24 protein-coding genes are annotated in these 26,158 nt (G+C 67.5%); 10 read left to right on the top strand and 14 right to left on the bottom strand.

What is annotated here, in order from left to right; translation table 11 throughout:
* The first annotated feature begins 8 nt into the window (after positions 1 to 8).
* Positions 9 to 581 carry a ribonuclease H family protein gene (locus ACWDMM_RS20810; RefSeq protein ID WP_195079533.1) on the top strand — a complete coding sequence of 191 codons (573 nt, stop codon included), beginning with the start codon at positions 9 to 11 and terminating at the stop codon, positions 579 to 581.
* A gap of 76 nt (positions 582 to 657) precedes the next feature.
* Here the strand turns inward: ACWDMM_RS20810 and ACWDMM_RS20805 are convergent, their stop codons facing one another.
* From ACWDMM_RS20805 to ACWDMM_RS20765, 9 genes are all read right to left on the bottom strand, one after another.
* The gene (locus ACWDMM_RS20805) at positions 658 to 1,479 is read right to left on the bottom strand and encodes a hypothetical protein (RefSeq protein WP_195079534.1); all 822 of its coding nucleotides are present in this window, start codon (positions 1,477 to 1,479) and stop codon (positions 658 to 660) included.
* Positions 1,480 to 1,611: 132 nt separating this feature from the next.
* Positions 1,612 to 2,790 (bottom strand): MlaD family protein, encoded by a 1,179-nt coding sequence (locus tag ACWDMM_RS20800; protein ID WP_449938932.1) that lies wholly within the window; start codon positions 2,788 to 2,790, stop codon positions 1,612 to 1,614.
* A complete protein-coding gene (locus ACWDMM_RS20795; RefSeq protein ID WP_357106804.1) occupies positions 2,787 to 3,878 on the bottom strand; it encodes an MCE family protein in 1,092 nt (363 codons plus the stop codon). The genes ACWDMM_RS20800 and ACWDMM_RS20795 overlap by 4 nt, the downstream gene beginning before the upstream one ends.
* An 8-nt stretch (positions 3,879 to 3,886) precedes the next feature.
* Positions 3,887 to 4,996 (bottom strand): MlaD family protein, encoded by a 1,110-nt coding sequence (locus tag ACWDMM_RS20790; RefSeq protein ID WP_357106807.1) that lies wholly within the window; start codon positions 4,994 to 4,996, stop codon positions 3,887 to 3,889.
* Complete coding sequence (locus ACWDMM_RS20785) at positions 4,993 to 5,991, bottom strand: MCE family protein (RefSeq protein WP_195079538.1); 999 nt, start codon at positions 5,989 to 5,991, stop codon at positions 4,993 to 4,995. Before ACWDMM_RS20785 ends, ACWDMM_RS20790 begins: the two co-directional genes overlap by 4 nt.
* Positions 5,991 to 7,034, bottom strand: a complete 1,044-nt coding sequence (locus tag ACWDMM_RS20780) for an MCE family protein (RefSeq protein ID WP_195079539.1) — start codon at positions 7,032 to 7,034, stop codon at positions 5,991 to 5,993. Before ACWDMM_RS20780 ends, ACWDMM_RS20785 begins: the two co-directional genes overlap by 1 nt.
* Complete coding sequence (locus ACWDMM_RS20775; RefSeq protein WP_195079540.1) at positions 7,031 to 8,515, bottom strand: MCE family protein; 1,485 nt, start codon at positions 8,513 to 8,515, stop codon at positions 7,031 to 7,033. Before ACWDMM_RS20775 ends, ACWDMM_RS20780 begins: the two co-directional genes overlap by 4 nt.
* Before the next feature lie 7 nt (positions 8,516 to 8,522).
* Positions 8,523 to 9,386, bottom strand: coding sequence for an ABC transporter permease (locus ACWDMM_RS20770; protein ID WP_195079541.1), 864 nt, complete (start codon positions 9,384 to 9,386; stop codon positions 8,523 to 8,525).
* A gap of 4 nt (positions 9,387 to 9,390) precedes the next feature.
* Positions 9,391 to 10,245 (bottom strand): MlaE family ABC transporter permease, encoded by an 855-nt coding sequence (locus tag ACWDMM_RS20765; protein WP_195079542.1) that lies wholly within the window; start codon positions 10,243 to 10,245, stop codon positions 9,391 to 9,393.
* 526 nt (positions 10,246 to 10,771) lie between these two features.
* Here ACWDMM_RS20765 and ACWDMM_RS20760 point away from each other — a divergent pair.
* Complete coding sequence (locus tag ACWDMM_RS20760; protein ID WP_195079543.1) at positions 10,772 to 11,446, top strand: S1 family peptidase; 675 nt, start codon at positions 10,772 to 10,774, stop codon at positions 11,444 to 11,446.
* A gap of 37 nt (positions 11,447 to 11,483) precedes the next feature.
* Here ACWDMM_RS20760 and ACWDMM_RS20755 read toward each other — a convergent pair whose 3' ends face one another.
* Together ACWDMM_RS20755 and lppU are read right to left on the bottom strand one after the other, a co-directional pair.
* Entirely contained in the window at positions 11,484 to 12,947 is a 1,464-nt protein-coding gene (locus tag ACWDMM_RS20755; protein ID WP_357207511.1) for an MFS transporter, read from the bottom strand.
* A gap of 40 nt (positions 12,948 to 12,987) precedes the next feature.
* Positions 12,988 to 13,611 (bottom strand): LppU family putative lipoprotein, encoded by a 624-nt coding sequence (gene lppU, locus ACWDMM_RS20750; RefSeq protein ID WP_195079545.1) that lies wholly within the window; start codon positions 13,609 to 13,611, stop codon positions 12,988 to 12,990.
* 188 nt (positions 13,612 to 13,799) lie between these two features.
* On the opposite strand from lppU, the gene ACWDMM_RS20745 reads away from it, so the two are divergent.
* The 8 genes from ACWDMM_RS20745 to ACWDMM_RS20710 all read left to right on the top strand — a co-directional run bounded on the left by ACWDMM_RS20745 (position 13,800) and on the right by ACWDMM_RS20710 (position 22,639).
* Positions 13,800 to 14,306 (top strand): DUF6764 family protein, encoded by a 507-nt coding sequence (locus tag ACWDMM_RS20745; protein ID WP_195079546.1) that lies wholly within the window; start codon positions 13,800 to 13,802, stop codon positions 14,304 to 14,306.
* Between the two features lie 64 nt (positions 14,307 to 14,370).
* Complete coding sequence (locus ACWDMM_RS20740; RefSeq protein ID WP_323124365.1) at positions 14,371 to 15,642, top strand: serine hydrolase domain-containing protein; 1,272 nt, start codon at positions 14,371 to 14,373, stop codon at positions 15,640 to 15,642.
* A gap of 49 nt (positions 15,643 to 15,691) precedes the next feature.
* A complete protein-coding gene (locus tag ACWDMM_RS20735) occupies positions 15,692 to 17,053 on the top strand; it encodes a cytochrome P450 (RefSeq protein ID WP_357207514.1) in 1,362 nt (453 codons plus the stop codon).
* A 306-nt stretch (positions 17,054 to 17,359) separates the two neighbouring features.
* Positions 17,360 to 18,259, top strand: coding sequence for a L,D-transpeptidase (locus ACWDMM_RS20730; protein ID WP_449938921.1), 900 nt, complete (start codon positions 17,360 to 17,362; stop codon positions 18,257 to 18,259).
* Positions 18,260 to 18,426: 167 nt separating this feature from the next.
* Positions 18,427 to 19,356, top strand: a complete 930-nt coding sequence (locus ACWDMM_RS20725; protein WP_357106823.1) for a carbohydrate ABC transporter permease — start codon at positions 18,427 to 18,429, stop codon at positions 19,354 to 19,356.
* A gap of 38 nt (positions 19,357 to 19,394) precedes the next feature.
* Positions 19,395 to 20,186 carry a carbohydrate ABC transporter permease gene (locus ACWDMM_RS20720; protein ID WP_449938956.1) on the top strand — a complete coding sequence of 264 codons (792 nt, stop codon included), beginning with the start codon at positions 19,395 to 19,397 and terminating at the stop codon, positions 20,184 to 20,186.
* A 14-nt stretch (positions 20,187 to 20,200) separates the two neighbouring features.
* Positions 20,201 to 21,529: an ABC transporter substrate-binding protein gene (locus ACWDMM_RS20715; protein ID WP_357207517.1), complete on the top strand. Its 1,329-nt coding sequence runs from the start codon at positions 20,201 to 20,203 to the stop codon at positions 21,527 to 21,529.
* A gap of 27 nt (positions 21,530 to 21,556) precedes the next feature.
* Positions 21,557 to 22,639: an ABC transporter ATP-binding protein gene (locus tag ACWDMM_RS20710; protein WP_357106829.1), complete on the top strand. Its 1,083-nt coding sequence runs from the start codon at positions 21,557 to 21,559 to the stop codon at positions 22,637 to 22,639.
* A 48-nt stretch (positions 22,640 to 22,687) separates the two neighbouring features.
* Here the strand turns inward: ACWDMM_RS20710 and ACWDMM_RS20705 are convergent, their stop codons facing one another.
* From ACWDMM_RS20705 to ACWDMM_RS20695, 3 genes are all read right to left on the bottom strand, one after another.
* Positions 22,688 to 24,706 carry a M13 family metallopeptidase gene (locus tag ACWDMM_RS20705; protein ID WP_195079553.1) on the bottom strand — a complete coding sequence of 673 codons (2,019 nt, stop codon included), beginning with the start codon at positions 24,704 to 24,706 and terminating at the stop codon, positions 22,688 to 22,690.
* 153 nt (positions 24,707 to 24,859) lie between these two features.
* A complete protein-coding gene (locus ACWDMM_RS20700; RefSeq protein WP_195079554.1) occupies positions 24,860 to 25,234 on the bottom strand; it encodes a DUF397 domain-containing protein in 375 nt (124 codons plus the stop codon).
* Between the two features lie 10 nt (positions 25,235 to 25,244).
* Positions 25,245 to 26,096, bottom strand: coding sequence for a Scr1 family TA system antitoxin-like transcriptional regulator (locus tag ACWDMM_RS20695; RefSeq protein WP_195079555.1), 852 nt, complete (start codon positions 26,094 to 26,096; stop codon positions 25,245 to 25,247).
* Positions 26,097 to 26,158 lie beyond the last annotated feature (62 nt).

Below are 26,158 nucleotides of genomic sequence, written 5' to 3'. Positions count from 1 at the left end.
TGCCAGCCATGATCATCGTGAGCACCGACGGATCCTGCCTCCGCAATCCCGGCGGCGCCATCGGCTGGGCTTGGGTCAATCATCAGGGCTCTTCGGCGAGCGGGGGAGCCGCGTCGGGAACCAATCAGGTCGCGGAGTTGCGCGCGGTGCTGGAAGCGATCGTCGCCCATCCCGGATCCGAACCCCTGCTCATCGAGAGCGATTCGCTCTACGCCATCAAGTGCGCCTCGGAGTGGGTGTCGGGGTGGCGACTCAACGGCTGGCGCACCTCGACCGGTGGCGCGGTGAAGAACGTCGAACTCGTCCGGCAGATCGATCAGGCCATCGCGAGCAGGCCGGGCCCGGTCCGGTTCCGCTGGGTCCGCGGGCATGTCGGCAACTACTTCAACGAACAGGCCGATGCGCTGGCCGGAGAAGCGGCTCGGCAGGCCGCGGTCACCGCGGCTGTCGCCGAGGCGAACACCGTGGAAATGCTCGCGGTGACTGTGGAGGAAACGCCGACGGCGCCGGAAGCGCCGAAGGACAAGGCCGCGGGGAAGGCGGCCGCGCCGTCGGCGCCACAGGCTTTGACGCTGTTCTGATCGCGCGGCGAAGCGCCGCAGGCTGCCCGAATGACCTCCGGCGGTGGTGGCTCGGCCCACCGCCGGAGGCGCTCGGCTAGTTGCCCGGCTGCGGTGCGGGCTGACCAGACGGTGCGGGCTGCGGAGTGCCGCCCGGCGCCGGAGCACCGCCCGGTGCGGGAGCGCCAGGCAGGCCGGTGCCCGCGCCCTTCAGCATCGGCGAATCGAGCTTCTCGACCAGCCACTTGTCGCCCGACTTCGACAGCTGGGCGATCACCACGACGAACTGCCGCTCGGGGTTGGCCTGGGTGAAGTTGGTCCGGTACTGCGTGAGGGTCACCAGCACCTTGGCCGAGGTCTTGTCACCGGACTGGTAGCCGCACTGCACGTCGTCGACCCACGACTTGACCTGCGCCTGCACCATGGCGTCCTTGAGCGCCTTGGTCGCGTCGTCGAACTCCTTGAGGAACTCGCCCGAGGAGCCCGCCTTCACCGTGGCGAAGTAGTCGTCGAGGTTCTTGGAGTAGTCGTAGACCGAGACGTCCTTGCCGAATTCGCACGCGGCGTTGGTGGAGTCGCGGATCGCGTCGAGCTTGTCGCCGCGGTCCTTGCCCTGCAAGAAGAAGACCACCACCGCGGTGATCGCCGCGACCGCGAGCACGCCGGCCACGAACGCGGCCACCAGCGGAAGCGACGTGGACTTCGCGGGCCGCGCGGGTGCGTCCTTGCGGGACTCGCCCTTCGCTGTCTGTTGCTTCGCGCCTGCCTCGGCCTTGTCTGCCTTCTCCGCCTTGGACAGGTCGGGCGTCGCCGCGCCAGCGGCGTCCTGCGACTTCCCGGTCACCGCGTCGGTGTCCTGGTCGGAGGCGGCGGCCGTGGTCTCGGCGTCCTTGCCGGTCTCGGCGTCGTCGGTAGACATCGATAAAACCTGCACTTTCCCGGCGCGCGTCGGTGCGCACCGATTGGCTTCAGTGGTCCGCGACAGCGAACCTCGAGCGTTCCACCGGCGAGTATGCCCGGCCGGCGGGATGACCGCAGGGCCGGGTACGTCTCACCGCACCGGAGGCAGCGTCCGCTCGTTCGGATCCACACCCGGCGGCATGTGCGCGCCGTTGTTCGGCACGTCCGGCCGCGGAGCGTTGGCGGCGCCGCGGATCTGCTGACCCGGCGGCGGGTTCTCACAGTAGTTCCACTTCGGGATCGTGCCGTCCTGCACGACCTCGTTGCGGATCTTCGGGGTGTTGTAGGTGCAGAACGGCCGCGGCCAGATGTCGATCATCGCGTGGAACTCGCCGTCGTGCGCCGGAACGCCGAGCGCTTCGCCACCGACCGCGAGCGAGGGGAACAGCGCGCGCAGCGCGGGCAGCCGCAGCTGCGCCGCTTTCGTGATCGCCTGGAAATTGGTGGCCAGGCTGGTGATCGGATCGGCCGTCTTGTCCACCACCGCACCCAGGCTGGTGAGCTGGCCCGGCGCCTGCTCGAGCACTCGTTGCAGTTCCGCGTTGGCGTTGTTGAACTGCTCGAACAGCACGCCGGAGTTGCGGGTCAGCGTGGCCAGATCCGGTTGCGCCATGGACGTGGTGTTCGCGATGGTGCGCAAGTTGGTGATCAGGTTCGTGGTCTGCGGCAGCAGCGAGTCCAGGCCCGCCATCGCCAAGCTGATGCCGTTGACCAGCCCGCGCAGCTGATCCGGGCCGCCGCTGAGCGCGATGTCCAGCTCGTTGAGGATGACCTGGAAGTGATCGGGGTTGATCTGGGCGATCAGGGCGCTGGCGTTGTCCAGCACCGACCACACCGGCGTGGGCGTGTGGATCTTGTCCGGATCGAACTTGATCACCGCGCCGTTGGCCAGATACGGCCCCTGCTCGGCGTTCGGCCGGAAGTCGATGTACTGCTCACCCGCACCGGACAGCGCCTGCACCGCGATCTGGGTGTCCACCGGGATCTTGTACTTCGACTCGATCTGCGCGGTGGCGGCGATGGACTGGCCGCGATCGGTCAGCTCGATCGAGGTCACCTTGCCGATGCGCCAGCCGCGTAACGTCACGTCGTTGCCGGGCTGCAGACCACCGGAGCGGTCCAGATTCACCGTGACCGTGTAGTCGGACCGCAGCGGGTTCACCCGCATAACGTTGATCATCAGGTACGCGGCGCCGACCAGCAGCACGAGCACAAGACCCAGGTTCGACAGGAAGATCTTGCTGCCGAACAGCTTGCGCGCGGAGGTCATCGCTGTCCTCCCGCCACTCGGCTCTGGACCAGTTGCAGCACCTGGATCAGGCTGCCCGCGAAGTCCTGCAGGTCGTTGAGGTCCTGGATCTTGCCGTGCTCCGGATCGGTGAGCGCGCTGATGTCCAGGTTCGTCGCGGTCGCGTAGACCGCGAAGCTGCTGCCGCGGAAGGTCGCGTCCACCTTCGGCCGGATCACCCGCAGCCGGTCCAGCAGGACGCCGAAGCCGTCACCGGTCTTGGCGATCGCGTCCATCAGCTGACGCGTGTTGTCCAGCAGTCCGTTCAGGGTCTCGGTCGAGGTGTTCGCGTAGTCGCCCAGGGCGGCGCTGGTGGTGGACAACTTGGTGAGCAGATCGCCCAGGGCCCGGTTGTTCTCGGCGATGGCGCCGATCATCTGCGGCAGCGTGTCGGCCACCTCGCCGAGTTCCGCCCGCCTGCCCTCGATGGTGTTCGCGAGCGTGCTGAACTCGCCGAGCACGCTGTCCACCCGCGCGGAGTTGGCGTTCAGACTGCCGACAACGCCGGTCATCTCGGTGATCAGGTGAGCGAGTTGCTCGCCCCGGCCGCCGACGATGGAGTCCAGCTCCGAGCCGAGCTTGGAGAGGCTGGCGATGCCGCCGCCGTTGAACAGCATGGAGACCGAGATCAGCAACTGCTCGACGGTCGCGCCCGCGGAGGTGCTGTCGATGGTGAGGGTGTCGCCGTCGTGCAGCATCGCCGCCCCTGGCTCGGTCTTCGGCTTGGACACCGCGACGAACACGTCACCGAGGGGAGTGGCCTGCCGCAGCTCCGCCGTGCTGCCCTCGGGCAGCTCGATGTCCTTGCGGATGGTCAGGTCGACGATGGCCTGGAAGTTCTTGGTCTTGATGTCGGTGACCACCCCGACATCCGAACCGCCGATCTTCACCTTCGCCTGGTCGGGCAGGTTCAGCGCGTTCTCGAAGACCGCGTGGATGGTGTAGGTCTCCCCGCCCTGGCCCGGTTTCGGCAGCGGCAGCTTCTCCACGGTGAGCCCGCAGCCGGAGGTGACCGCCACACCGGCCACCGCGGCGACGGCGACCAGCGCCCTGCGTGCCTTGATCGTCATTCGGTACGTCATTTCGTCAGTCCGAGCAGTGCGGCGGTGAGCCCGTAGTCGGGTCCGAAGTCCTGCATGTTTCCGGTGCGGCAACCATCGGCCTTCATCTGGATGCGTTCGCAGAACAGGCTGACGATCTCACCCGACAGCGCGGTGCCGATCACCGCGTGCAACCGGACGTGCCCGTGCTCGCGGTCGATGATGTTGTCGACGTTCTGCATGACCATCGGCGCGAGGTCGGCGACCTCGGTGAGGCCGTAGGCGTTGTCGCGCAACTGCTGGGTCACGTTGGTCAGGCCGGACATCGTGCCGGACAGCTGATCCTGGTACTGCGTCAGCGTGGTGCTCGTGTTCCGCAGGAAGGCGAGCAGCTGATCCAGTGTGGCCTGCAAACCGGGAGCCTGTTCGGCGAGCAGGCCGGTCATCTGGGTCACCCGGTTGCTGAAATCGCGCACCGACTGGTCGTTCTCGGCCAGCATGGTGGTGAGGTCGTTCAGCTTGATGATGATGCTGGAGATCGCGTCCTTGTTGTCGACGCCGACCTTCAGCGCGCTGGACAGCGCGTTGAGGGTGTCGCGGATCTTCTCGCCGTTGCCGTTGAGCATCGGGTAGAGCACCCGGCCCGACAGCGGGCCGATGCCCTCCTGACCCGGCTCCGGCTTCAACGCGGCCGCGAACTGGTCGATGGTCTTGATCATCGTGTCCAGCTCGACCGGCGTCTTGGTGCGGGCCTTGGGCAGATGATCGCCGTCGGACAGGGTCGCGCCCCCGGTGTAGACCGGGGTGAGTTCGACGTGCCGGTCGGTCACGATGGACGGCGAGACGATCGCGGCGATGGCGTCTTTCGGGATCTTCACGTCCTTGTCGATGGACATGTGCACCTCGACCAGCGTGCCCTTCGGGACGATCTTGTCGACCTTGCCCACGTCGAGCCCGAGCACCGTGATCGGGTTGCCCTCGTAGATGCCCGCGATGTTGTCGAAGTCGGCGGTGATCTGCAGGGTGTTGCCCAACGCGTCGTTCACCGAACTCGGCAGCAGCGAGCAACTGCCTACCGTCAGTGCGGCGGCGCTGATCAGGACCGTCTTCGCGACGGCCGCCAGCGGAAAGCCCGTGCGGAATCTCATCCCTGGCACCCCTCGATGACTTGGGCGAAGCACAACCAGTTGTCCGGGAACAGCCACGGCAGGCCGACATCGCCGTACGGACCGCTGCCACCCCAGGAGTTCGCCAGGTAGCGCAGGGTCGGCGGCATGATCGACAGCATCCGGTCCAGGTTGTCCTTGTTCTTCTGCAGGCCCTCGGCCATGGTGTTCAGCTGCTGGATGGTCGGGCCGAGCTGATCGTTGTTCTCCGCGCCGATCGCCTCCAGCTGCTTGGTCAGCGTCGCGACGTTGTCCAGCAGCTGGCGCAGCAGCGCTTGGCGCTCCATCACCCGGTTGGCGATGGCCTCGCCCTGGGTGATCACCAGCAGGATGCTGTTGCGGTTGTCGCCGAGGATCTGGGTGACCCGGTCGAGGTCCTTCAGCAGGGTGTCGACCTCTGCCTTGCGGCTGTCGATCACCTTGGCCAGCGCGCCGACGCTGTCCAGCGCCTGGGCGGTGAGCTGGGGCGAGCCGTTCATCTGCTCGTTGATCAGGTTCAGCGAGTCGGCCAGCTTCTTGGTGTCGAGCGCTTCGAACTTCGGGGTGCCGACCTGCACCACGTCGGCCAGGTTGTACGGCACCGAGGTGTTGGAGACCGGAATCCGCTTGCTCTTCAGCCCCGAGCCGTCGCCCGGCTCGAGGTCGACGTACCGCGCGCCGAGCAGCGTGGCCATCTTGATCGACGCACGCGCGTCCGGGCCGAGTTTCACGTCGTCGCTGACGCTCAGCGTGAGCAGCACGTGACTGCCCTCGAGTTCGGCGCCGACCACCCGCCCGGAGGACACCCCGGCGATGTTCACCTTGTCGCCGACCCTGATGCCCGCGGCCTGCACGAATTCGGCCTTGATCGACTGCTCGCCGACGCCGATCAGCTTGTAGACGCTGGACACCAGCAGCAGCACCACGATGAGGGCGCCGCCGATGATGCCCAACCAGAAGTACCGGTTGCTGTCGAACCTGGACCTGAGTTTCGTCATCATGGGCGGCACACCGCCGAGTGCGAGGTGCCACCGATCTGGGAGAACAGACCGCGGGGGAACAGCACGCCGTAGAGCGACACGTCCAGGCCGCACAGGTAGGCGTTGGCGTAACCGCCCTCCGAGGTGTGCCTGCCCGCCGCCGACAAGACGTTCGGCAGGTCGATCGCGGCTTGATCGAGCTTGGCGCCGTTGTCCAGCAGCAGCGTCAGCGCCGCGCTGGTGGAGTTCTGCGCGTTGCGCAGGCTCGGCTGGATCCGGTCGAGCATGCCGACCACCGACGTGGTCGCGCTCGCGATCTGCTCGGTGGAGGCGAGCAACGACTGTCCTTGTTCGTACAGCCCGCCGATCAAGGCCCGGGTCTGGGTCACCAGGGTCTCCAATTCATCACCTCGTTTCGCCAACCCCGACATCACGCCCGACAGGTTGGTGATCACATCGGACAGGATCGCGTCCCTGCGCTGGAAGTCGGTGGCCAGCTGGGCGGCCTGGACGATGAACGCGCTCAGCGAGACGCCGTCACCCTGCAGTGCCTGGATGAACGTCTCCGACAGCCGGTTGACCTGCTCGGGCTGCAACACCTGGAACAGCGGCTGGAACCCGTTCAGCAGACCCGACACGTCGAACGACGGCTCGGTGCGATCGATCGGGATGGAACCGTTGTTCTTCAGCGGCGCCGGATTCGACGCCTTGCCCGGAGCCAGCGCCACGTACCGCTGACCGATCAGGTTCTGGTAGCGGACCAGCGCTTTGGTGTCGTTGTAGATCGTCTGGTCCCGCTGCACCACGAAGGTGACCTTGGCGACCGACTTCTTGAGGTTCGCGTCGCGGCCCAGCTCGATCTTCTCGACCTTGCCCACCCGGACGCCCGCCATGCGGACGTCGTCGCCCTCGTGCAGGCCGAGCACGTCGGAGAACGTGGCGGAGTAGGTGTAGGTGTCGCCGCTGACGATGCGCGCCAGCGTGTTCCACACCACCACCGTCACCAGGATCGACACGATGGCGAAGATGCTGAATCCGATCAGCGGCTTGCGAATGCTCATCGGCCGGCACCGTTGTCGGACACCTGCATGGTTCCGCCCTTCAGGATCGTGCTCAGCAGCAGGTATTCGGCTGTGGTCGGCTGGCGGCCGAGCAGCGCGGTGATCGCGGCGTCACCCCGGTAGGAGATCGGCGCCGCCGACGGGGCGCCCTCCGGCGCCGCGGCCGGAGCCGCGGGGGCCGGGGCCGGCGGGAGCAGGCCCGGCGGCAGCATCGGGAACAGGCCCTCGAGCGGGGTGCCCGCGAACGGGGCGGGGGCGCCGCCGGTCGGGGCGGCCGCCGTGGCGCGGTTCGGATCCGGGGTGGTGACGCCGGGGATCAGCGGCAGACCGGGCATCGGCACCACGGGAGGAAGTCCGGCGGCCGAGGCCAGCGCGCGCGGCTTCAACTGCTCCGGCAGCTCGCCGACATCGGCGACGGCGGGAGCGGTGTAGCAGCTCGGCCCGACCATGTCGCCGTAGCGCGGGCAGTCGGCCACGGTGTAGGGCCGGTACGGGGTGAGCGTGATGCCCGCGTCCCAGACCTGCTGCTTCTGCGGACCCCACTTGAAGGTGGTGTCCATCCGGCGCATGGTCTCGCTGAGGTTCAGCAGGCTCCTGGTGATCGCGTCCGGGTCCGCGGCGAGCGCGCCGAACATGTCGTTCGTGCCCGCGGTGACCTCGATGCCCACATTCGGGTTACGGGCGAACAGCCCGTTCACCGTGTCGATGGTTCCGCTGGTGCCGGTGATCAGCGAGACCAGCTCGCTGCGCCGGTCGGCGATGGTGCGCGCGGTCTGCACCGAGCTGCCGAGCACGTCGACCAGCTCGGGCGCGGACTGGTTGAGCGCGTTGAACGACGCGGAGAAGTCGCTGAGCAGCACACCGAGATCGGGAATCGACTCGTCGACGGCGAGCAGCCAGCGGTCCAGCCGCTCGACGGTGGAGCCGGGCATCCGGCCGCTGCCGTCCAGCGCCTGGGACAGGGTGCCGAGCACCCGGCCGAACTGCACAGGGTCGATCTTGTCGAGGATGTTGCGGACCGTGGTGAGCGTGTCCTGCAGCGCGATGGTGCCTTTGCTGCGGTCCTCCTCGATGACCGAGCCTTCGTGCAGGTACTGGTCGGCGGGACCGTTGAAGACGAGTTCGACGGAGGTGACGGCGAACAGGTTGCTCGGCACCACGCGAGCGGTCACGTTGGCCGGGATGTCACCGGCGAACTCCGGCTTCATCTCGATCCTGACCTTCTGCAGCTCGCCCTTGGCCGCGACGTCGACGGTCTTCACCGCGCCGACGAGCACGCCGCGGAACTTGACGTCGGCCTGCTCGGGCAGACCGTCACCGGTGGTGGTCAGGTTCGCGGTGACGTTGACCTTCTCCTGGAAGTACCCCTTGTAGCGCAGCATCAGGACACTGAGCACCAACGCGAACACGACCAGACCGCACACGCCTGCGATGAGCAGCTGCCGCATCGTGGGCCCGCGCCCACTGGGATCAATGATCATGTGGTGTCTACCCCGAGATACGGATGCCGGGGTTGACACCCCAGATCGCCAATGTCATGAACAGGTTCGCGAAAACGACCGCGATGATGCACATCTTGATCGCGCGGCCCGCGGCCACGCCGACGCCCTCGGGGCCACCGGAGGCGAAGAAGCCGTAGTAGCACTGGATGAACGTGGTGATCGCGACGAACAGGATCGCCTTGATCAGCGAGTAGATGACGTCGGTCGGGACCAGGAACTGATAGAAGTAGTGCTGGTAGGTGCCGGTGGCGGTGCCGCCGATCAGCTGCACGGTCAGCGAGCAGGAGACGTAGGCCATCGTGAGGCCGAGGCAGTAGAGCGGGATGATGGCGACCATCGCCGCGAACATCCTGGTGCTGATCAGATACGGCAGCGGCCGGATGGCGATGGACTCGAGCGCGTCGATCTCCTCGGAGATGCGCATGGCGCCGAGCTGCGCGGTGAACCGGCACCCCGCCTGGGCGGCGAAGGCCAGCGTCGCGAGCAGCGGGCCGAGTTCGCGCGTCGTCGCGAACGCCGAGATCGCACCGGTGATCGGACTCAGGCCGAGCAGGTTCAGCGAGTTGTAACCCTGGATGCCGACGGTCATGCCGCCGAACGCGCTCAGAATGACGACGACGCCGATGGTGCCGCCGCCGACGACGAGATTGCCGTTGCCCCAGGTGACGTCCGAGAGCAGGCGCCACACTTCCTTGGGGTAGTGCCGCAGCGCCAGCGGAATCGAGCCGATCGAGCGCAACAGGAAGAACACCTGGTGGCCGAGCCTGGCGAGCCAATCGACCGGAGCCTGCGCGGATTTCCGGAACGCTTGCAGCGGCCGCAACAGCGGCGGTACATAGGTTGATGACACCGGCTCAGACCACCTGTGACGGGAATAGTGCGTTGTAAACCTGGGTGATGATGAGGTTCACCCCGAACAGCATGATGGCGGAGCTCACCACCGCGGAATTCACCGAGTTCGCGACACCGCCGGGACCACCGCGGGTGTTCAATCCGGTGTCGCACGCGATGATTGCCGCCAGCAGACCGAAAATGAGCGATTTCGCCAGCGCGACAAGCAGATCGGTGGTCACCGCGAACGAAGAGAAGGTGCCGACGTAGGAACCCGGCGTACCGTTCTGCGCGAAGATATTGAAGATGTAGCCGGTCAGGAAGCCGACGAAGACGACGAAGCCGCACAGCAGCACACTGACCAGCATCGCGGCGCCGAGGCGCGGAGCGACCAGCCTGCGCATCGGATCGACGCCCATCACCTTCATGGCGTCGATCTCCTCGCGAATGGTGCGCGAACCGAGATCGGCGCAGACCGCGGAGCCGACGGCGCCCGCGATCATCAGCGAGGTGACCAGCGGGGCGCCCTGCTGAATGATGCCGAGGCCGTTGGCCGCGCCGATGAACGAGGTGGCGCCGACCTGTCCGGCGACCGAGCCGACCTGAATGGAGACGATGACGCCGATCGGGATGGCGACCAGCAGGGTCGGCGCCGCGGAGACACTGGCCATGAAGGCGCACTGCCGGACGAACTCCCCGAACGGGAAGCGCTTGCGGAAAATCGAGACGAACAGTTCGGCGACCGCGGCGAAGCCCATCGTGATCTGCCTGCCGAAGGTCTCCAGCGATCGCTTGGGATGATCTTGCCAATAAGATCTCGTCCAATCGACCGCACCACTGAACCGTGACCCTGATGGTGGACTCTCGGTCGACTGCACTGGCTGATCCTCCTCGACGCCGGTTGGTTGCCCCGACGACTCGTTTGCTTGACGCACCTTACTACGGAGTAGTGCAGAACACACCATCCACTTGTGATCGCAGTCATAGATGTCTGTCACCGCCGCGGAAAAGCAATGGTTGAGGCGCAGAACATTGGGAACGACCCCAAAGGTGACCAGTCGAGCTCTGGCACAAGCTACAGCCGAACTGCGGGAATGCTCGATCGCTTCCGGCGATTCGGCGAATTACTTCGGATAATTCTCATCGAAAATCAGATTTGTTTCCGGAGACCAACGCGACGTCTCCTTACTATCACCGAGACACTAACGGTCACCCGCTTTTCACAATTGCGATAGCTAATCGCTATTGGGCGCATAAGATACATTTGGTCACGGTTGTATGAAAGTGGATTGAAGCGCAGGGCAGTGGGGACAACCCCCGTAGTGGTGACGCGCCCGAGACCGATTACTGACACGATGGGTGCGACAGATTGATATCGTGCGGGCTTCCGACGTCTGGAGGGACATGTTCAGCAAACTCGCCAAGGTGGCCAATGCCGCCTTCGCCGTCGCCCTGGGCGCGGCGCTGCTCGGCACGGGCACAGGGGCCGCTAACGCCGACCCGGGCCCGCCGGTGTTGGGCGGTGGATCCGGCATCATCATCGACAACCAGTTCGAGTGCACGGTCACGACGGTCGGCCACGACAACGCGGGACGTCTGGTCGGCCTGACCGCGGGTCACTGCGGCGACCCCGGCGCGCAGGTCTACGCCGAAGCCGATCGCGGCTCGGGCGTGATCGGCCGTTTCGTGTACTCCAACCACGATCTGGACTACGCCGTCATCCAGTTCGATCCGGGCAGGATCACGCCGGTGAACCGGGTCGGCAACGTGACCATCACCAATCTCGGCGGACCGGCCAACTTCCCGCAGATCGTCTGCAAAGAAGGGCGCACCACCGGCAACACCTGCGGTATCGCCTGGGGCGACATCTTCCGGACGAACGTCGAGACCTGGAGCCAGATGTGCGTCGTGGAAGGCGACTCCGGCGCGCCGGTCGTCGTCGGTTCGACGCTGGTCGGCATGGTGAACGCCTACCTGGCCATCGCGTGCTTCGGTCCCGAGGTCGGGACCAACATGAGCGCGATCATGGCCGACATCAACGCGCGCGGCGGCGTCGGCGCGGGGTTCCTCCCGATCTGAGCGCCGGCGACACGGCGATGAGCGGCCCGGACGCGAGCTACGCGTTCGGGCCGCTGATTTTTTCGCTCGGCGCCACCGCGGGGCCCGTGACCGCGCACTGCGGCATGCAATCGACGCTGTCGAGGGTGGGTGCGTGCCGCACCGGACGCAGCAGCACGGCGGCGAGCACCGCGCCGATCACCAGCAGCCCGGCGCACAGCCACATCGCGGTGGCGAAACCGTCGTCGAAAGCCGCCGGATCACCCAGCGCACCCGAGATGCCCGCGAGTCCGGGCAGCGCCGCCACCGCGAGCAGTTGCGCGGTGCGCGCGACGGCGTTGTTCACACCGGAGGCGATGCCGGCCTCGCTCGCGGGCACCGCGCCGAGCACGGCGCCGGTGAGCGGGGCGACCAGCGCCGCGAGCCCGAGCCCGAAGACGAGAACACCGGGCAGCACATCGGTGAAATACGTGGTGTCGGGTCCGATCCGCAGCAACAGCACCAACCCCGCCGCAGCCAGCAGCGGTCCCGCGGTCATCGGGATGCGCGGCCCGTGCCGCTGCGCCCAGCGCCCGGCGGGAGCCGACAGCGCCAGCATGATCAGCGTGATCGGCACCGTCGCGACGCCGGACATCAGCGGCGTGTACCCAGCGACCAGTTGCAGTTCCAGCACCAGCAAGAAGAAGACGCCGCCGAGAGCGGCGTAGACCGCGAGCGTCACGAGATTCGCCGCGGTGAACACCCGCGAGCCGAACAGCGACGGAGGCACCAGCGGGTGGTCGCTGCGCAGTTCGATCGCGACGAAAGCCAGCAGCAGCACGACGCCGGCGCCGATGAGCACGGGCACGGTGTCGATCAGTCCGAGAGTCAACGCACCGAGAGCCAGCGCCACCACGAGCGCGCCGGGCACGTCCAGTTCCGGGGCGGCGTCGGGATCGCGGCTCTCTGGCACGTGCCGCAACGCGACCAGCACGACGACGAGGGTGAGCGGAACGTTCAGGAAGAAGATGGACCGCCAACCCGCGAGCTCGATGAGCCAGCCGCCGAGGAACGGCCCCAGCGCGCCCGCCACCCCGCCGAAGCCCGACCACAGGCCGATCGCGGCGCCTTGATCGCGGCGATCGATGGACGATGAGATCAGCGCCAGACTGCCCGGCGTGAGCAGCGCGCCCGCGACGCCCTGCAGGATCCGCGCCGCGACCAGCAGTTCGATGGAGGTCGCGACACCGCACAGCACCGATGCGACCGCGAAAGCCGCGGTTCCCCAGACGAAGACTTTGCGGCGGCCGAGCTTGTCGCCGAGCGAGCCGCCGAGCAGGATGAACGACGCGAGGGTGAGGGTGTAGCCGTTCAACGTCCACTGCAACCCTGCGACATCGGTCTCCAGCGATTCCCCGATCCGCGGCAGCGCGATGTTCACGACCGTCGCGTCGAGCGAGGCGACCGACGAGCCGAGGATGGTGGCCAGCAGGATCCAGCGACCGGTGCCCGACCGCAACCGCGGTAGCTCGGTGGTGCTCACCCACCCAACCTAGCGGCAGGCAGGCGTTGGGAAGTCCGGCTCAGAGTTCCTGGACGCAGATGACGAAACGGCGCTTGTCGTAGACGTATCCCGTGCCGCTGCCGCAGACGTTCACGTCGTCGGCGCTGTCCACGCGCTTGACCACCTTGACGCCCTTCACCGGCGACGAACCGGTGCAGTCGATGCGCTTGGGGTCGTCACCGCCGACGTCCATGCAGCCGCCGACCACCCAGTCGATGTCCAGGCACAGCGCGCCCTGTTCGATGCCGTTGATCGTCTCGGCGTAGTAGTTGTCGGCGTCGCTGCTGCACTGCGAGCTCTTCGCCGCCTTCGCGATCACCTTGTAGTTCGACTCGCGGCTGCCGCACGACGCCTTCTCGATGGTGGCGTTGGTGGTGGTGCCGCCGAGCTTCACGCAGTCGCCGATGCTCGCGTCGAAATCGGTGCTTCCGCTCGGCTTGCTCGTCGTCGGCTTGCCGGTGCTCGGCGTGGGCTTGCCCGAGGACGGCTTCGGCGTGTTGGTCACCGACACCGCGTCGATCGTCCCGTCCACCGCGGGCTGTGCGGTACCGCTGACCGTGGACGTACAGCCGACCAGCGACAATCCGGCCGCGACGGCCAGTCCGGCGAAGGCGAGACGCCCCCAGGTCAGTTGACGAGACACGTACAGTCCTCCCGAGCTGTAACGCCGGCGAACTCACGCCCCCGTAATCCGAAGTTGCCTTGGCTGCGCTTGAAATACCACGCCATGAATACACCATCGACCGAGCGCCCGTCGAGCCGGAGCCGGAAACGAATCGCGGCCAATGGCTCTGGGTATGGTGGGATTTCTGGTGTGGAAGGAGCCCCCCGGTGAAGCTGATCAGCGCAATCGTGTGTTCGACCGCGGCGATCGGAGGCTCCCTGGTCGTCCCTGGCATGGCCGCCGCCGCCGACGTGCACTGCCGATCGGAAGGCGGAACCGATATCACCCGCATCAATGGGGAGACGGCCTGCCGCGCGGCGACCGATGACTACGGCCTCGCCACGGCCAGCGGGATCGACGGGGTCGGCTACGCCAACGCGACCTCGGGCGCGACGGCCATCGGCATCGGCGCGGCGGGGGGCGTCGGCGCGAGCGAGGGCGCGGGCGGGGTTCCCGTCGCGCTGGGCTTCGGCCCTGATGCCGTCGCGATGACCTCGACCACAGCGCCGGGCGTGCGGACGTTCGCGATCTCGATCGCGCTGGAAGGGTCGCGAGCGGGGGTGGAGACCGCCGAGCAGGCGGTCGTCTGCCTGGGCGCGGCGGCCTTCGCGTGGAACGCCGACAGCGGCGACGCGTGCATTGCGACGCCTTTTGGGCTCTGGCAGACCCATTGAACGGGTTACCCTGGTTGACCAGCCCGGATAACGGCGGTCAGGAGGTGACCCCATGGTTTCGGCAATGGCGGCGGACGATTTCGAGCCCGCCGATGCGCCAGGCGGGAAGCTGGCCGCGCCGCACGAGATGCTGGTCGATCCGCGTTTCATCCGGCTGGCCGATCAGTTCTTCGGCCTGTTCGCCCAGCCCGCTCGCGGCGGCGGGGCGCTGGCGGTCTACCTCGACGGCAAGCCCGTGGTCGACATCTGGGCAGGCTGGGCGGACAAGGAACGGCGCTGGAACGGCGATACCGTCGCGCTGACCTTCTCCACCGGCAAGGGCGTTGCGTCCACCGTCGTACACCGCTTGGCCGAACGCGGGCTGATCGACTACGACATCCCGATGGCCGAGTACTGGCCGGAGTTCGCCGCGCACGGCAAAGACGACATCACCGTCCGTGACGTGCTCTGCCACCGCGCCGGTCTGCACCGGGTGCGCGGCCTGGTTCCCGGGCGGGAAGGCATCCTGCACTACGACGCCGTGGTCCGTGCGCTGGCCGACAGCCCGCCGGACCCCCGCCGCATCCGCACTTCCGGCTATCACGCGATCACCTTCGGCTGGCTGGTCGCCGAGCTCGTGCAACGAGCGACGGGAACGCCGTTCACCGAGGTGCTGCGCACCGAGATCGCCGAGCCGCTCGGCCTGGACGAGTACTGGTTCCGCGTTCCGGAATCCGAACGGCACCGGATCGCCAAGATCTATCGCCACCTCGGCCCGCCGGGTGTCCGCTGGAACACCGCCTCCTCGGTGCTGTCCTGGGTGCGGCCGGTGCGCGGGCTGGCCGAGGCGGGGATGCCGGAGAGCTTCGACGAGCTGGTCCGCGATCCCCGCGTGCACGACTCGGTGATGCCGGGCTGGAACGGCGTGTTCTCCGCGCGCGCCCTGGCGCGGATGTACGGCGCGCTGGCCAACGGCGGCATGGTCCACCCGACCGGTTCGGACCGGAAGACGCGCGGCCCCGAGCAAGGCGGGCGGTTCCTGGCCCCGCGGACGATCGAGACCATCAGCCAGGTGCAGCCGACGCACAGCCGGGACTACGTGCTCGGCGTGCCGATCCACTTCACGCTCGGCTACCACCGCCCGGTCCTGATGTCCAAGCAGCAGCCACGGCACGCGTTCGGCCACTACGGCGTCGGCGGGTCCGGCGCCTACGCCGATCCGGATCTCGGCATGTCGATCGCGTTCGTCACCAACGGGCTCGGCAGCATGGTGACCGCGCTCGGCGACGCCAGGCTCGCGCGGCTGGCGGCGACGGCGCAGGCGACGGTGCGCAAGCACAAGCAGACCGCGGGCTAGCGGCGAACCGCCGCGGCCGCGGCCTCGTGTTCTCGACATGGAGGTGCGCATGCCACGAACCGAGGCGGGTGCCCGCCGCGGCGGACCGCGTGTGCCGCGCGCGACCGTACTGCACGCGTTGGCCGCAGGGGCCGATTTCGACCGGTACTTCCACTGGCGCAGGGCGCGGGAAGGCGACCCGTTCTATGTTCGATTTCCCGGTTTCGGCGCGGTGCTGTTCACCGGGACGGCGGTCGGCGCGAGCGAGCTGTTCCGTTTGCCGGTCGATGGCTCCGAGCCGCCGCGTCCGAATCCGATCGAACCCATGGTCGGCGCCGCCTCGATGATCCTGGCTTCGGGCGAGCGCCATCGCCGCGACCGCGCCCTGCTCACCCCCGCCTTGCACAGTGCCCGGGTACGGGAGCACGGCGAGCTGATCCAGGAAGCCACCGAGCGGGAACTGGCCGGGGAGAGCGGTCAGCGGTGGGCGACGGGCGCGCGCATCGACGCGCGGGCGGCGGCGCGGGCCCTCACGCTGCGCGTCATCGCGACGGTGGTGTCGGGTGCGCGCGACCCGCGGCGGCAAGCGGAATACACCGCCGCGATGAGGGACTTCCTCACGGCGTTCTCCGGGCCGTTGCTGCTGGTGCCCGCTCTGCGCCGCGGGCTGCACGGGCACGGTCCGTGGGACCGGTTCCGCGCCGCGCGCGAGCGATTGGATCGGCTGATCAGAGCCGATATCGCACACCGGCGCGCGCACCCCGCCGCATCGCCCGCCGACCTGCTCGATCTGTTGCTGTCCGTCTACCCCGACGACGACGAACTGTGCGAGCAGATCCGCACCTTGCTCGTGGCCGGGCACGAGACCACCGCGACCACCCTGGTCTGGGCGCTGTTCCGGCTGCACCGCGCACCCGAGGCACTGGGCAGGCTGCGGCGGGAGTTGCGGGACGCGAGTCGGGACGCGGGCCCCGCGGAGCTGGCCGCGCTGCCCTACCTCGACGCCGTCTGCCAGGAGACGTTGCGGCTGCACCCACCGGTGCCGATCGTTCTGCGCCGGCTGACCGAGCCCTTCACGCTGCGCGGCGTCGGGCTCGCGCCCGGCGACACCGTGGGGATAGCGGTGCCATTGCTGCACTCCGATCCCGAAGTGTGGACCGACCCGGGACGCTTCGACCCGGGACGCTTCGTGGAGCGCCGCTACCGGCCGTTCGAGTTCGCGCCGTTCGGCGGCGGCCATCGGCGCTGCGTGGGCGCGGCCCTGGCGGACTACGAGTTGCGGATCGCGCTGGCCACCATCCTCGCGCGGGTACGCCTGCGACTCACCCCGCGGTACGCGCGCGGACCGGTCCCGCTCTCCGTGCCGCACAATATCGCGAGCGGTCCGCATCGTCCGATTTCGTTCGACGTGATCAGTGAGCTTCGTCACTAATGAGTTTGCTGTGAGCCATCTTTCGGGAATCGAACGCCTCCGGCCGCGGAGCGCCCGATCCGTCGTGACCGGCAGATTTGCCCGCTTCGATACCCGATCGACGTCTTTGTGATCCATACCACTACAAGCGCGTGTGCCGAATCATTCTGAAACGCCGGTAGCTTCCACACGCGCCGGGACGGTAGGAATGGACGACGGGTCGGGCCCTCGATACCAGTGGGGCGCTCTTCTGGCACCGTGCTGAAATGAAATATCTCGCTGCGCGGCGTACGCGTGCGCGCGAGAGATGGAATGGACGAGAAACCTATGCATGCCGCTTTGCACACCGGGTCGTCGCCTGCTCATCGCAAGGGAGCGCGGCTAGCCCGCCGGATGCGCGAGGGCGTCCTGCTGTCCGCCGCGATCGCGGCAGCCGGTGTTCTGCTCGTCGCGCCTGCCCAGGCCGAACCGCTCCCGGGGATCGGCACCGGCTCGGCCGCCGCCGCCACCGAGCCCGAACCACAGGCGAACTTCGCTCCGCCCTCGATCAACATCGCCGACGGCGAGGTGGTCGGCGTCGCACAGCCGATCATCATCACCTTCAAGGAACCGGTGACCGACCACGCCACCGCCGAGAAGGCCATCAAGATCACCTCCTCGAAGCCTGCGCCAGGACACTTCTACTGGCGCGGCGACAAGCAGGTGCGCTGGCGGCCGGACGAGTTCTGGCCGGACAACACCGACGTGCAGGTGCAGGCGGGCGGCACCACCAGCTCGTTCCGCATCGGCGACGCCTTCGTGACCACCGCCGACGACACCACCCACACCATCACCGTCACCCGCAACGGCGAGGTGGTGAAGGAGATGCCCACCTCGATGGGCAAGCCCAAGCACGAGACGCCGAACGGCACCTACATCGTCGGCGAGCAGCTGCGCAAGATGACCATGGACTCGTCGACCTACGGCGTTCCGGTCACCGACCCCGAGGGCTACAAGCTCGAGGTCGAGTACGCCACCCGCATCTCCAACAGCGGCATCTTCGTGCACGCGGCCCCGTGGTCGGTCGCCCAGCAGGGCGTGTCCAACGCCAGCCACGGCTGCCTGAACGTCAGCACCGAGGACGCCAAGTGGTTCTTCGAGAACGCGCGTCGCGGCGACCCGGTGATCGTGCAGAACACCCAGGGCGGCACGCTCAGCGCGAGCGACGGTCTCGGCGACTGGAACTGATCATTCGGTAACCCCTGATCGGCGCGAAGCCGAACATTACGATCAATTGCTCGAAGTAGCCGATCGTAGTGTTCGGCTTTTGCTCTACTTGGCCCGTGCGCGAGAAGTTCAGCGCGGCGGCGGGCGAACGTAACCGGCTGTTTGCTCCGGTCCGTAGAGTCACCGCCGTGCGTACCAGGCCGGAGCGAGTACTGCCGCAGCCACCGGGACGCGGTCTGCGGCACCGCCCCTGGCGGGACCACGCCCTGTTCCTCGTCTTGGTGCTGCCGAACCTCGCGCTTCTGGCGCTGTTCGTCTACCGGCCGCTGATCGACAACATCCGGCTGTCGCTGTTCGACTGGAACATCTCCGATCCGGTCGCCACCTTCGTCGGTTTCGACAACTACCGCGAATGGTGGAGCAGGCCGGATTCCTGGGACATCGTCACCAACACCGTGGTGTTCACCCTCGCGGCGGTGGTGGGCAGCATGGCGCTCGGTCTGGCGCTCGCGCTGCTGCTGGATCGGAAGCTGTTCGGCCGCAACGTGGTCCGCTCGGCGATCTTCGCGCCGTTCGTCATCTCCGGCGCCGCCATCGGCGTGGCCTTCCAGTTCATCTTCGATCCGAGTTTCGGCCTGGTCCAAGACGTGCTGCACCGGCTCGGCGTGCACGAGGTGCCGGATTTCTACCAGAGCCCGCGCTGGGCGCTGTTCATGGTGACGGTGACCTACATCTGGAAGAACCTCGGCTACGCCTTCGTCATCTATCTGGCCGCGCTGCAAGGCATCCGGGCCGACCTGATGGAAGCCGCGCAGATCGACGGCGCGAGCCGCTGGACGACGTTCACCAAAGTCCTCCTGCCGCAATTGCGCCCGACGACCTTCTTCCTGTCCATCACGGTGCTGCTGAATTCGCTGCAGGTCTTCGACATCATCAACGTGATGACCCGCGGCGGACCGCTCGGCACCGGCACCACGACCATGGTCTACCAGGTCTATCAGGAGTCCTTCCGCAATTTCCGGGCCGGTTACGGCGCGACCGTGGCGACCATCATGTTCCTGGTGCTGCTGATGGTGACGCTGGTGCAGGTGCGTGTCATGGATCGGGGGCAGCAGTGAATCGACAGCGCGCGGTGACGCTGCTCGGCTACGGCGCGATGGCGTGCGTGCTGATCATCGTGGGCGTTCCGCTGTTCTGGATCTTCATCACCTCGTTCAAAGCGCGGCCGGACATCTACGTGCAGCCCGCCGTGTACTGGCCGCACAGCTGGCACCCGGAGAACTACCGTGAGGCCACAACGACGTTGCCGTTCTGGACTTTCCTGCGCAATTCGCTGATCATCACCGGCATCGTCTCCGCGGTGAAGTTCGTGCTCGGCGTGTTCAGCGCGTACGGCCTGGTGTTCCTGCGCTTTCCTGGCAAGACGGTGGTGTTCCTGGTGATCATCGCGGCGCTGATGGTGCCCAACCAGATCACCGTGATCTCCAACTACGCGCTGATCGCTCAGCTGGGTTGGCGAAATACGTTCCAGGGCATCATCATTCCGCTCTGCGGTGTCGCCTTCGGAACCTTCCTCATGCGCAACCACTTCCTCTCGCTGCCCTCCGAGGTGATCGAGGCGGCGCGGATGGACGGCGCCAACTGGTGGCGGTTGCTCACCCGGGTGGTGCTGCCGATGTCCGGGCCGACCATGGTCGCCTTCGCGGTGGTGACGCTGGTCACCGAGTGGAACGAATACCTGTGGCCGTTCCTGATGGCCGACGACACAACGGTCGCCACCCTGCCGGTCGGCCTGACCCTGCTGCAGAACACCGAGAACCCGAGCGTCACCAACTGGGGACCGGTCATGGCGGGAACGCTGCTGACCATGCTGCCGATCCTCGTGGTCTTCCTGGTGCTGCAACGCCACATGATCAAAGGCCTCACCTCCGGTGCGGTCAAGGGTTGACAAGGAGAAACCACGTGTCCACTGCACAGTTCCCCGCGCTGACCCGGCGCGGATTCCTCGGGCTGACCGGCGCGCTCACGGCGGGCGCCGCGCTGACCGCGTGCGCGGGCACCGGAGGCGGCGGCAAACAATCCGGCGACGCCAAGACCCTCACCTTCTGGTCCAACCACCCGGGCACATCGAAAGAACTCGAGGCCGAGCTCATCCGTCGCTTCCAGGACAAGCACCCCGACCTGACCGTGCACCTGGTCGACGCGGGCAAGAACTACGAGGAGGTGTCGCAGAAGTTCAACGCGGCGCTGTCGGGCGGTGACCTGCCCGACATCGTGGTGCTGTCCGACGTCTGGTGGTTCAACTACGCGCTGAACGGCACCATCGAACCGCTCGACGGCCACTTCGCCGACGCGGGCGTGCGGCTGGACGACTACGTCGACTCGCTGGTCGCCGACTACCAGTTCAACGGCAAGCACTACGCGCTGCCCTACGCCCGCTCGACCCCGCTGTTCTACTACAACAAGGACGTGTGGAACCGGGCCGGCCTGCCCGACCGCGGTCCGCAGAGCTGGCAGGAGTTCGACGAGTGGGGGCCGAAGCTGCAAGAGGTGGTCGGGGAGGGCAAGCTCGCGCACGGCTGGGGCGATGCGAAGAACTACCTCGCCTGGACCTTCCAAGGCCCGAACTGGACCTTCGGTGGCGCGTATTCGGACAACTGGACGCTGAAGTTCACCGATCCCGGCACCATCGCGGCGGGCACGTTCCTGCGCGACATGATCAACACGAAGAAGTACGCGGGCATCAAGCCGCAGATCGCGGTGGACTTCGGCACCGGCGTGATCGCCTCGACGATCGCCTCGACCGGCGACCTGCGGGGCATCCAGAAGAACGCCGAGGGCAAGTTGACCGTCGGCACCGCCTTCCTCCCGCATCCGAACGGACCCGGCGTCACCACCGGCGGCGCGGGCCTCGCGATTCCGGCGCGCCTGTCCGACGAGCGGAAAGTGAACGCGCTGAAGTTCATCGAGTTCGTCACCAACCCGCAGAACACCGCGTACTTCTCGCAGGGCACCGGCTACATGCCGGTGCGCAAGTCGGCCGTGGACGATCCCAGCCAGCGGGACTTCCTGGCGAAGAATCCGAACTCGAAGGTCGCGATCGATCAGCTGCCGCTGACCAAGTCGCAGGACTACGCCCGCGTCTTCGTGCCGGGCGGTGACCAGATCATCGGCACCGGCTTGGAGCAGATCGGTCTGCGCAACGCCGACGTCGCCGCCACGTTCGCGAACGTGACCAGCCAGTTGCAAGCGATCATCGATCGGCAGATCACGCCCAAGCTGCCGAAGTAGCGCCCGTCCCCGAGGAGACCGACAAGCATGGCCACCGTGCAGTTCGACAGCGTGACGCACCGGTATCCCGGTGCGCAGGCACCGGCCGTCGACCAGCTCGAACTCGACATCGCCGACGGTGAGTTCGTCGTGCTCGTCGGTCCGTCGGGATGCGGCAAGTCGACCAGCCTGCGCATGCTCGCTGGGCTGGAATCCGTTGCGCGCGGACGCATCCTGATCGGCGGCAAGGACGTCACCCGGTTGCCGCCGCGGGCGCGGGACGTGGCGATGGTCTTCCAGAGCTACGCGCTGTATCCCAACATGACCGTCGCGCAGAACATGGGCTTCGCCCTGCGCAACGCGGGCATGAACAAGACCGACACGCTGGTGCGGGTCCGCGAGGCGGCGAAGCTGCTCGAGCTCGAGGACCTGCTCGATCGCAAACCCGCCCGGCTGTCCGGCGGGCAGCGGCAGCGCGTCGCCATGGGGCGCGCCATCGTCCGCCGGCCCCAGGTGTTCTGCATGGACGAGCCGCTGTCCAACCTGGACGCGAAACTGCGGGTGAGCACGCGCGCGCAGATCGCGGCCTTGCAGAAGCGGCTCGGCACCACCACGGTGTACGTCACCCACGACCAGGTCGAGGCCATGACCATGGGCGATCGGGTGGCGGTGCTGCGCGAAGGCAAGCTGCAGCAGATCGCCGCGCCGCGCGTGCTCTACGACGATCCGGTGAACACCTTCGTCGCGGAATTCATCGGCTCGCCGGGCATGAACCTGCTGGAAGCGCCGGTGCGCGACGGTGCGGCGGGGCTCGGCGACCTGCGCGTTCCGCTGCCGCCCGCCGCGAGATCCCGCGACCGGGTGGTGGTGGGGGTACGGCCGGAGTCATGGGAGGTCACCGCCGAACCCGCCGACGGCCTTGCGGTCGACGCCGAGCTGCTGGAAGAACTCGGCGCGGAGTCGTTCGTCTACAGCCACGGCATCGCCGCGGACTGGAGCAGCCGATCCGGGAAGGTGGTCGCGCGCGTCGACCGCCGCTTCCAGGTGCGGCTCGGTGACCGGCTGTACCTGCGGCCCCGGGCGGAGGACGTCTTCTTCTTCGACGCCGCGACCGGGGACCGCCTGCGCTGACCGCAGCGCGGCCGAGACGGTCGCAACGGACAGCCTCGGCGCCGGGAATCACCAGATCTTCACACGCTCAGCGGGTTCCAGATACAGCGCGTCGCCGGGTTCGACGCCGAACGCCTCGTGGAAGCTGTCGATATTGCGCACGACCGCGTTGCAGCGGAACTCCGGCGGCGAATGCGGATCGGTGGCCAGGCGCCGGATGGCCTCCTCCGTCCTGGCTTTCGTGCGCCATACCTGCGCCCACCCGTAGAACACCCGTTGCAGGCCGGTGAGCCCGTCGATCACCGGCGCGGCGGCGCCGCCCAGCGAGATCTTGTACGCCTCCAGCGCGATGGACAGGCCGCCGAGGTCGCCGATGTTCTCGCCGATGGTGAACTGGCCGTTCACCGTGTGCTCGTCCGGCAACTCCTTGGGGGAGAGCACGTCGTATTGCTCGATGAGAGCGGTCGTCCGCTTGGCGAATTCGGCGCGGTCCTCGTCGGTCCACCAGTCCACCATGTTGCCGTCGCCGTCGTACTTCGCGCCCTGGTCGTCGAAGCCGTGCCCGATCTCGTGGCCGATCACCGCCCCGATGCCGCCGTAGTTGGCGGCGTCGTCGGCGTTCATGTCGAAGAACGGCGGCTGCAGGATGGCGGCCGGGAAGACGATCTCGTTCATGCCCGGGTTGTAGTAGGCGTTGACCGTCTGCGGGGTCATGAACCACTCGTCGCGGTCGACCGGACCGCCGAGCTTGTTCAGATCCCGATCGTGTTCGGCCGCGTAGCCTCTGCGGTAGTTGCCGACCAGGTCGGCCGGGTCGATCACGAGGCCCGAGTAGTCCCGCCACTTGTCCGGGTAGCCGATCTTCGGGGTGAACTTCTCCAGCTTCGCCAGCGCGGCGACCCGGGTGCCCTCGCCCATCCATTCCAGTTCGGCGATATTGCGGCGGTAGGCCTCCTGCAGATTGGCCACCAGCTCGACCATGCGCGCCTTGGCCTCCGGCGGGAAGTGTTCGGCGACATAGAGTTTGCCGACCGCCTCGCCGAGCAGGTCTTGCACCAGCGTGACGCCGCGCTTCCAGCGCTCCCGGTTTTCCTGGGCGCCGGTGAGCGTGCGGCCGTAGAAGTCGAAGTTCTGCTCGACCACGGCGTCGGTCAGGTACGGCGCACGCGAACGCAGCACTCGCCAAGCCGCCCACGCCTGCCAGTGCGCGAGCGGCTCTTCGGCCCACAGCCGCGCGAACGTGCGCACGTAGTCCGGCTGGTTGACCACCAGCTCGGCGAACAGCTCGGGCCCCGACGCGTCCACGCCTTCGGCCAGCGCGTCGGTCCACGCGACCCAGTCGAACTCGGGGTTGTCGGCGGCCAGCGCCTCGAAGGTGGTGAGGTTGTACCTGAGCTCGGCGTCCCGCCTGCGCACCACGTCCCAATGGCCTGCGGCCAGTTTCCGCTCCAGCTCGAACACGCGCGCGCCGACGGTGCCGAGTTCGTCCGGCAGCAGGCCTGCGACCTGCGGGTCGGCGGCGGCCAGGGCGAACATGCGGTCGATGTGCGCGATGTACTTCGCCCTGATCTCGGCGAACTCGTCCTGCCGGTAGTACGACTCGTCGGGCAGGCCGAGGCCGGACTGGGTGGCGTGCGGGAGATAGCGGTTGGAGTCCTTGTCGTCGGTGTCGACGTAAACGGCGACCGCGCCACCGATGCCGGTGCGCTGCAACCGGCCCAGCAGCGCCGCGAACGCCCCCTTGTCGCCGACCTCGGCGATCGCCGCGAGTTCGGCGGCGATCGGCGCGAGCCCGGCGGCGGCCACCGCGTCGGTGTCCATGAAGCTGGAGTACAGGTCACCGATCTTGCGGGCCTCGCTGCCTGGTTCGGCGTCGGTGGCCGCGGCATTCTGGATGATCGCCTGCACATCCAGCTCCGCCTGGTCGTACAGCGCGCGGAAGGCGCCGTCCACCGCCCGGTCGGCGGGGATCTGATGCTGCGCCAGCCACTTGCCGTTGACGTGCGCGAACAAGTCGTCCTGCACCCGCACGTCCTCGTCGAGGTAGGACAGATCGATACCGGAAGGACGGGTCAGTTCGGAAGTCACGGTGTCCAGTATGCCGACAAGCGCGCCCGTCGGCCGTGGGCGAGGACCACGAGCCGTCCTTCCGAGCCTGGTCGCAGCGATCGACGCGGGGAACGTGCGAGGCCGCTCATCCGCCTCCGGCCGAGCGTTGGTGGGTGTGCGCCCTACGGGGAATCAAGCGGGCAAGACGACCCGATCGAATTCGCCGTCATGCGCGCCGAGCAGGAAGGCATCCCACTCCTCCGGTGTATAGACGAGGGTGACACCGCCGTAGGTCAGTGCGGTGTGCCCATCGGCTGCGGGGTGCGCGCTCAGTTCGCCGTCCGATCGCCCGTGAGTGCGCACCGCGTCGAGGAACGCGGTCCATTCGGCTGCCGTGACGGTGATGACGGGCTCTCCGGCGGGGCGGTTCGCCGGGTCGCGGCGATATTTGCTGTCCCGGATGAGCACCGCATCACCATCGAACCTGACCTCGACGCATTGGTTGCCGTTGTTCGATCTGGTCGATGTGAACCAGCCGGTGCGTACCGGCCGTACGGTGCTGGCCATGGGCAGGATTTTACACGCGGGAATAGCGCCTGATCAGGGCCAATGAGTCCGCTCGCGAGAGCGACTGCTCCATCGCCCGCAGGTAGGCGAAGCGCAGATCGCGGACCAGATCCGGGTCTTCCACCGCCCCGCCGAACACCGCGCTCTCCACCCAGCCGAACGTAGGCAACTGCTCGCCGGCGAAGTCGATGAGGTGGAAACTCGATCCGCCGAGCACCGCGCCCGCGGTGGCCGCGAACGGGATCACCCGCACCTCCACGGTGTCCAGTTCCTCGATCAATTCGGCCAGATAGGTCAACTGTCCGCGCAGCACGTCCGGACCTCCGGTCTGCTGCAACAGCGTGCCTTCCCCGAACACGGCGGTCAGCTCCACCGGATCCGCGCCGCGCAGCCGCTCCTGGCGCCGCATCCTGATCGCGACCAACTGTTCGACCTGGACCGGGCGGATCATCACATCGGCGCTGATCAGCGCACGCGCGTAGTCCTCGGTCTGCAACAGGCCGGGCACGACGAGGCTGTCGTAGCTGCGGATGCTCTGCGCGCCGTATTCCATGCCGTACAGCCGTTGCAGCTCGGGTCCGATCAGCGCCGAGGACTTCGCCCACCAGCCGCGCTGCTTGCTGGCCTCCAGCAGGGCCAGCAGTTCCACCCGTTCCTCGGCGTCGACGTCGAGCAGTTCGAGGACCGGGCCGATGGTCTTGGCGGTGAGCACGCGCCTGCCCTTCTCGACGTGCGACCAGTTGGCCGGGGTGAAGCCCACCCGCCCGGCGAACCCCGCGGAGTCGAAGCCGCGCTGTTCCCGCAGTTCACGAAGCCGAAGCACCAGCTCCCAGCGGGCAACGGTCGGCGAGACGGGTGCCATGTGACGGGATGCTACGCCCCCTCCGGCGCGCGGCGCGGTGACTATTGTCAAGCGACTTGCCC

The sequence above is a fragment of the Nocardia sp. NPDC003726 genome (assembly GCF_053586955.1).
The sequence above is the reverse complement of the archived record's forward strand: the minus strand, read 5'-3'. Positions and strand labels throughout refer to the sequence as shown.

What these genes read in the sequence shown, in the direction of transcription:
- ACWDMM_RS20795 (WP_357106804.1), bottom strand. Translation starts at nt 3,878, where the DNA reads ATGACGATCAAGGCACGCAGGGCGCTGGTCGCCGTCGCCGCGGTGGCC.
- ACWDMM_RS20805 (WP_195079534.1), bottom strand. Translation starts at nt 1,479, where the DNA reads ATGTCTACCGACGACGCCGAGACCGGCAAGGACGCCGAGACCACGGCC.
- ACWDMM_RS20785 (WP_195079538.1), bottom strand. Translation starts at nt 5,991, where the DNA reads ATGACGAAACTCAGGTCCAGGTTCGACAGCAACCGGTACTTCTGGTTG.
- ACWDMM_RS20730 (WP_449938921.1), top strand. Translation starts at nt 17,360, where the DNA reads ATGCATGCCGCTTTGCACACCGGGTCGTCGCCTGCTCATCGCAAGGGA.
- ACWDMM_RS20810 (WP_195079533.1), top strand. Translation starts at nt 9, where the DNA reads ATGATCATCGTGAGCACCGACGGATCCTGCCTCCGCAATCCCGGCGGC.
- ACWDMM_RS20740 (WP_323124365.1), top strand. Translation starts at nt 14,371, where the DNA reads ATGGCGGCGGACGATTTCGAGCCCGCCGATGCGCCAGGCGGGAAGCTG.
- ACWDMM_RS20790 (WP_357106807.1), bottom strand. Translation starts at nt 4,996, where the DNA reads ATGAGATTCCGCACGGGCTTTCCGCTGGCGGCCGTCGCGAAGACGGTC.
- ACWDMM_RS20800 (WP_449938932.1), bottom strand. Translation starts at nt 2,790, where the DNA reads ATGACCTCCGCGCGCAAGCTGTTCGGCAGCAAGATCTTCCTGTCGAAC.
- ACWDMM_RS20700 (WP_195079554.1), bottom strand. Translation starts at nt 25,234, where the DNA reads ATGGCCAGCACCGTACGGCCGGTACGCACCGGCTGGTTCACATCGACC.
- ACWDMM_RS20775 (WP_195079540.1), bottom strand. Translation starts at nt 8,515, where the DNA reads ATGATCATTGATCCCAGTGGGCGCGGGCCCACGATGCGGCAGCTGCTC.
- ACWDMM_RS20780 (WP_195079539.1), bottom strand. Translation starts at nt 7,034, where the DNA reads ATGAGCATTCGCAAGCCGCTGATCGGATTCAGCATCTTCGCCATCGTG.
- ACWDMM_RS20695 (WP_195079555.1), bottom strand. Translation starts at nt 26,096, where the DNA reads ATGGCACCCGTCTCGCCGACCGTTGCCCGCTGGGAGCTGGTGCTTCGG.
- ACWDMM_RS20720 (WP_449938956.1), top strand. Translation starts at nt 19,395, where the DNA reads ATGGCGTGCGTGCTGATCATCGTGGGCGTTCCGCTGTTCTGGATCTTC.
- ACWDMM_RS20735 (WP_357207514.1), top strand. Translation starts at nt 15,692, where the DNA reads ATGCCACGAACCGAGGCGGGTGCCCGCCGCGGCGGACCGCGTGTGCCG.
- ACWDMM_RS20710 (WP_357106829.1), top strand. Translation starts at nt 21,557, where the DNA reads ATGGCCACCGTGCAGTTCGACAGCGTGACGCACCGGTATCCCGGTGCG.
- ACWDMM_RS20760 (WP_195079543.1), top strand. Translation starts at nt 10,772, where the DNA reads ATGTTCAGCAAACTCGCCAAGGTGGCCAATGCCGCCTTCGCCGTCGCC.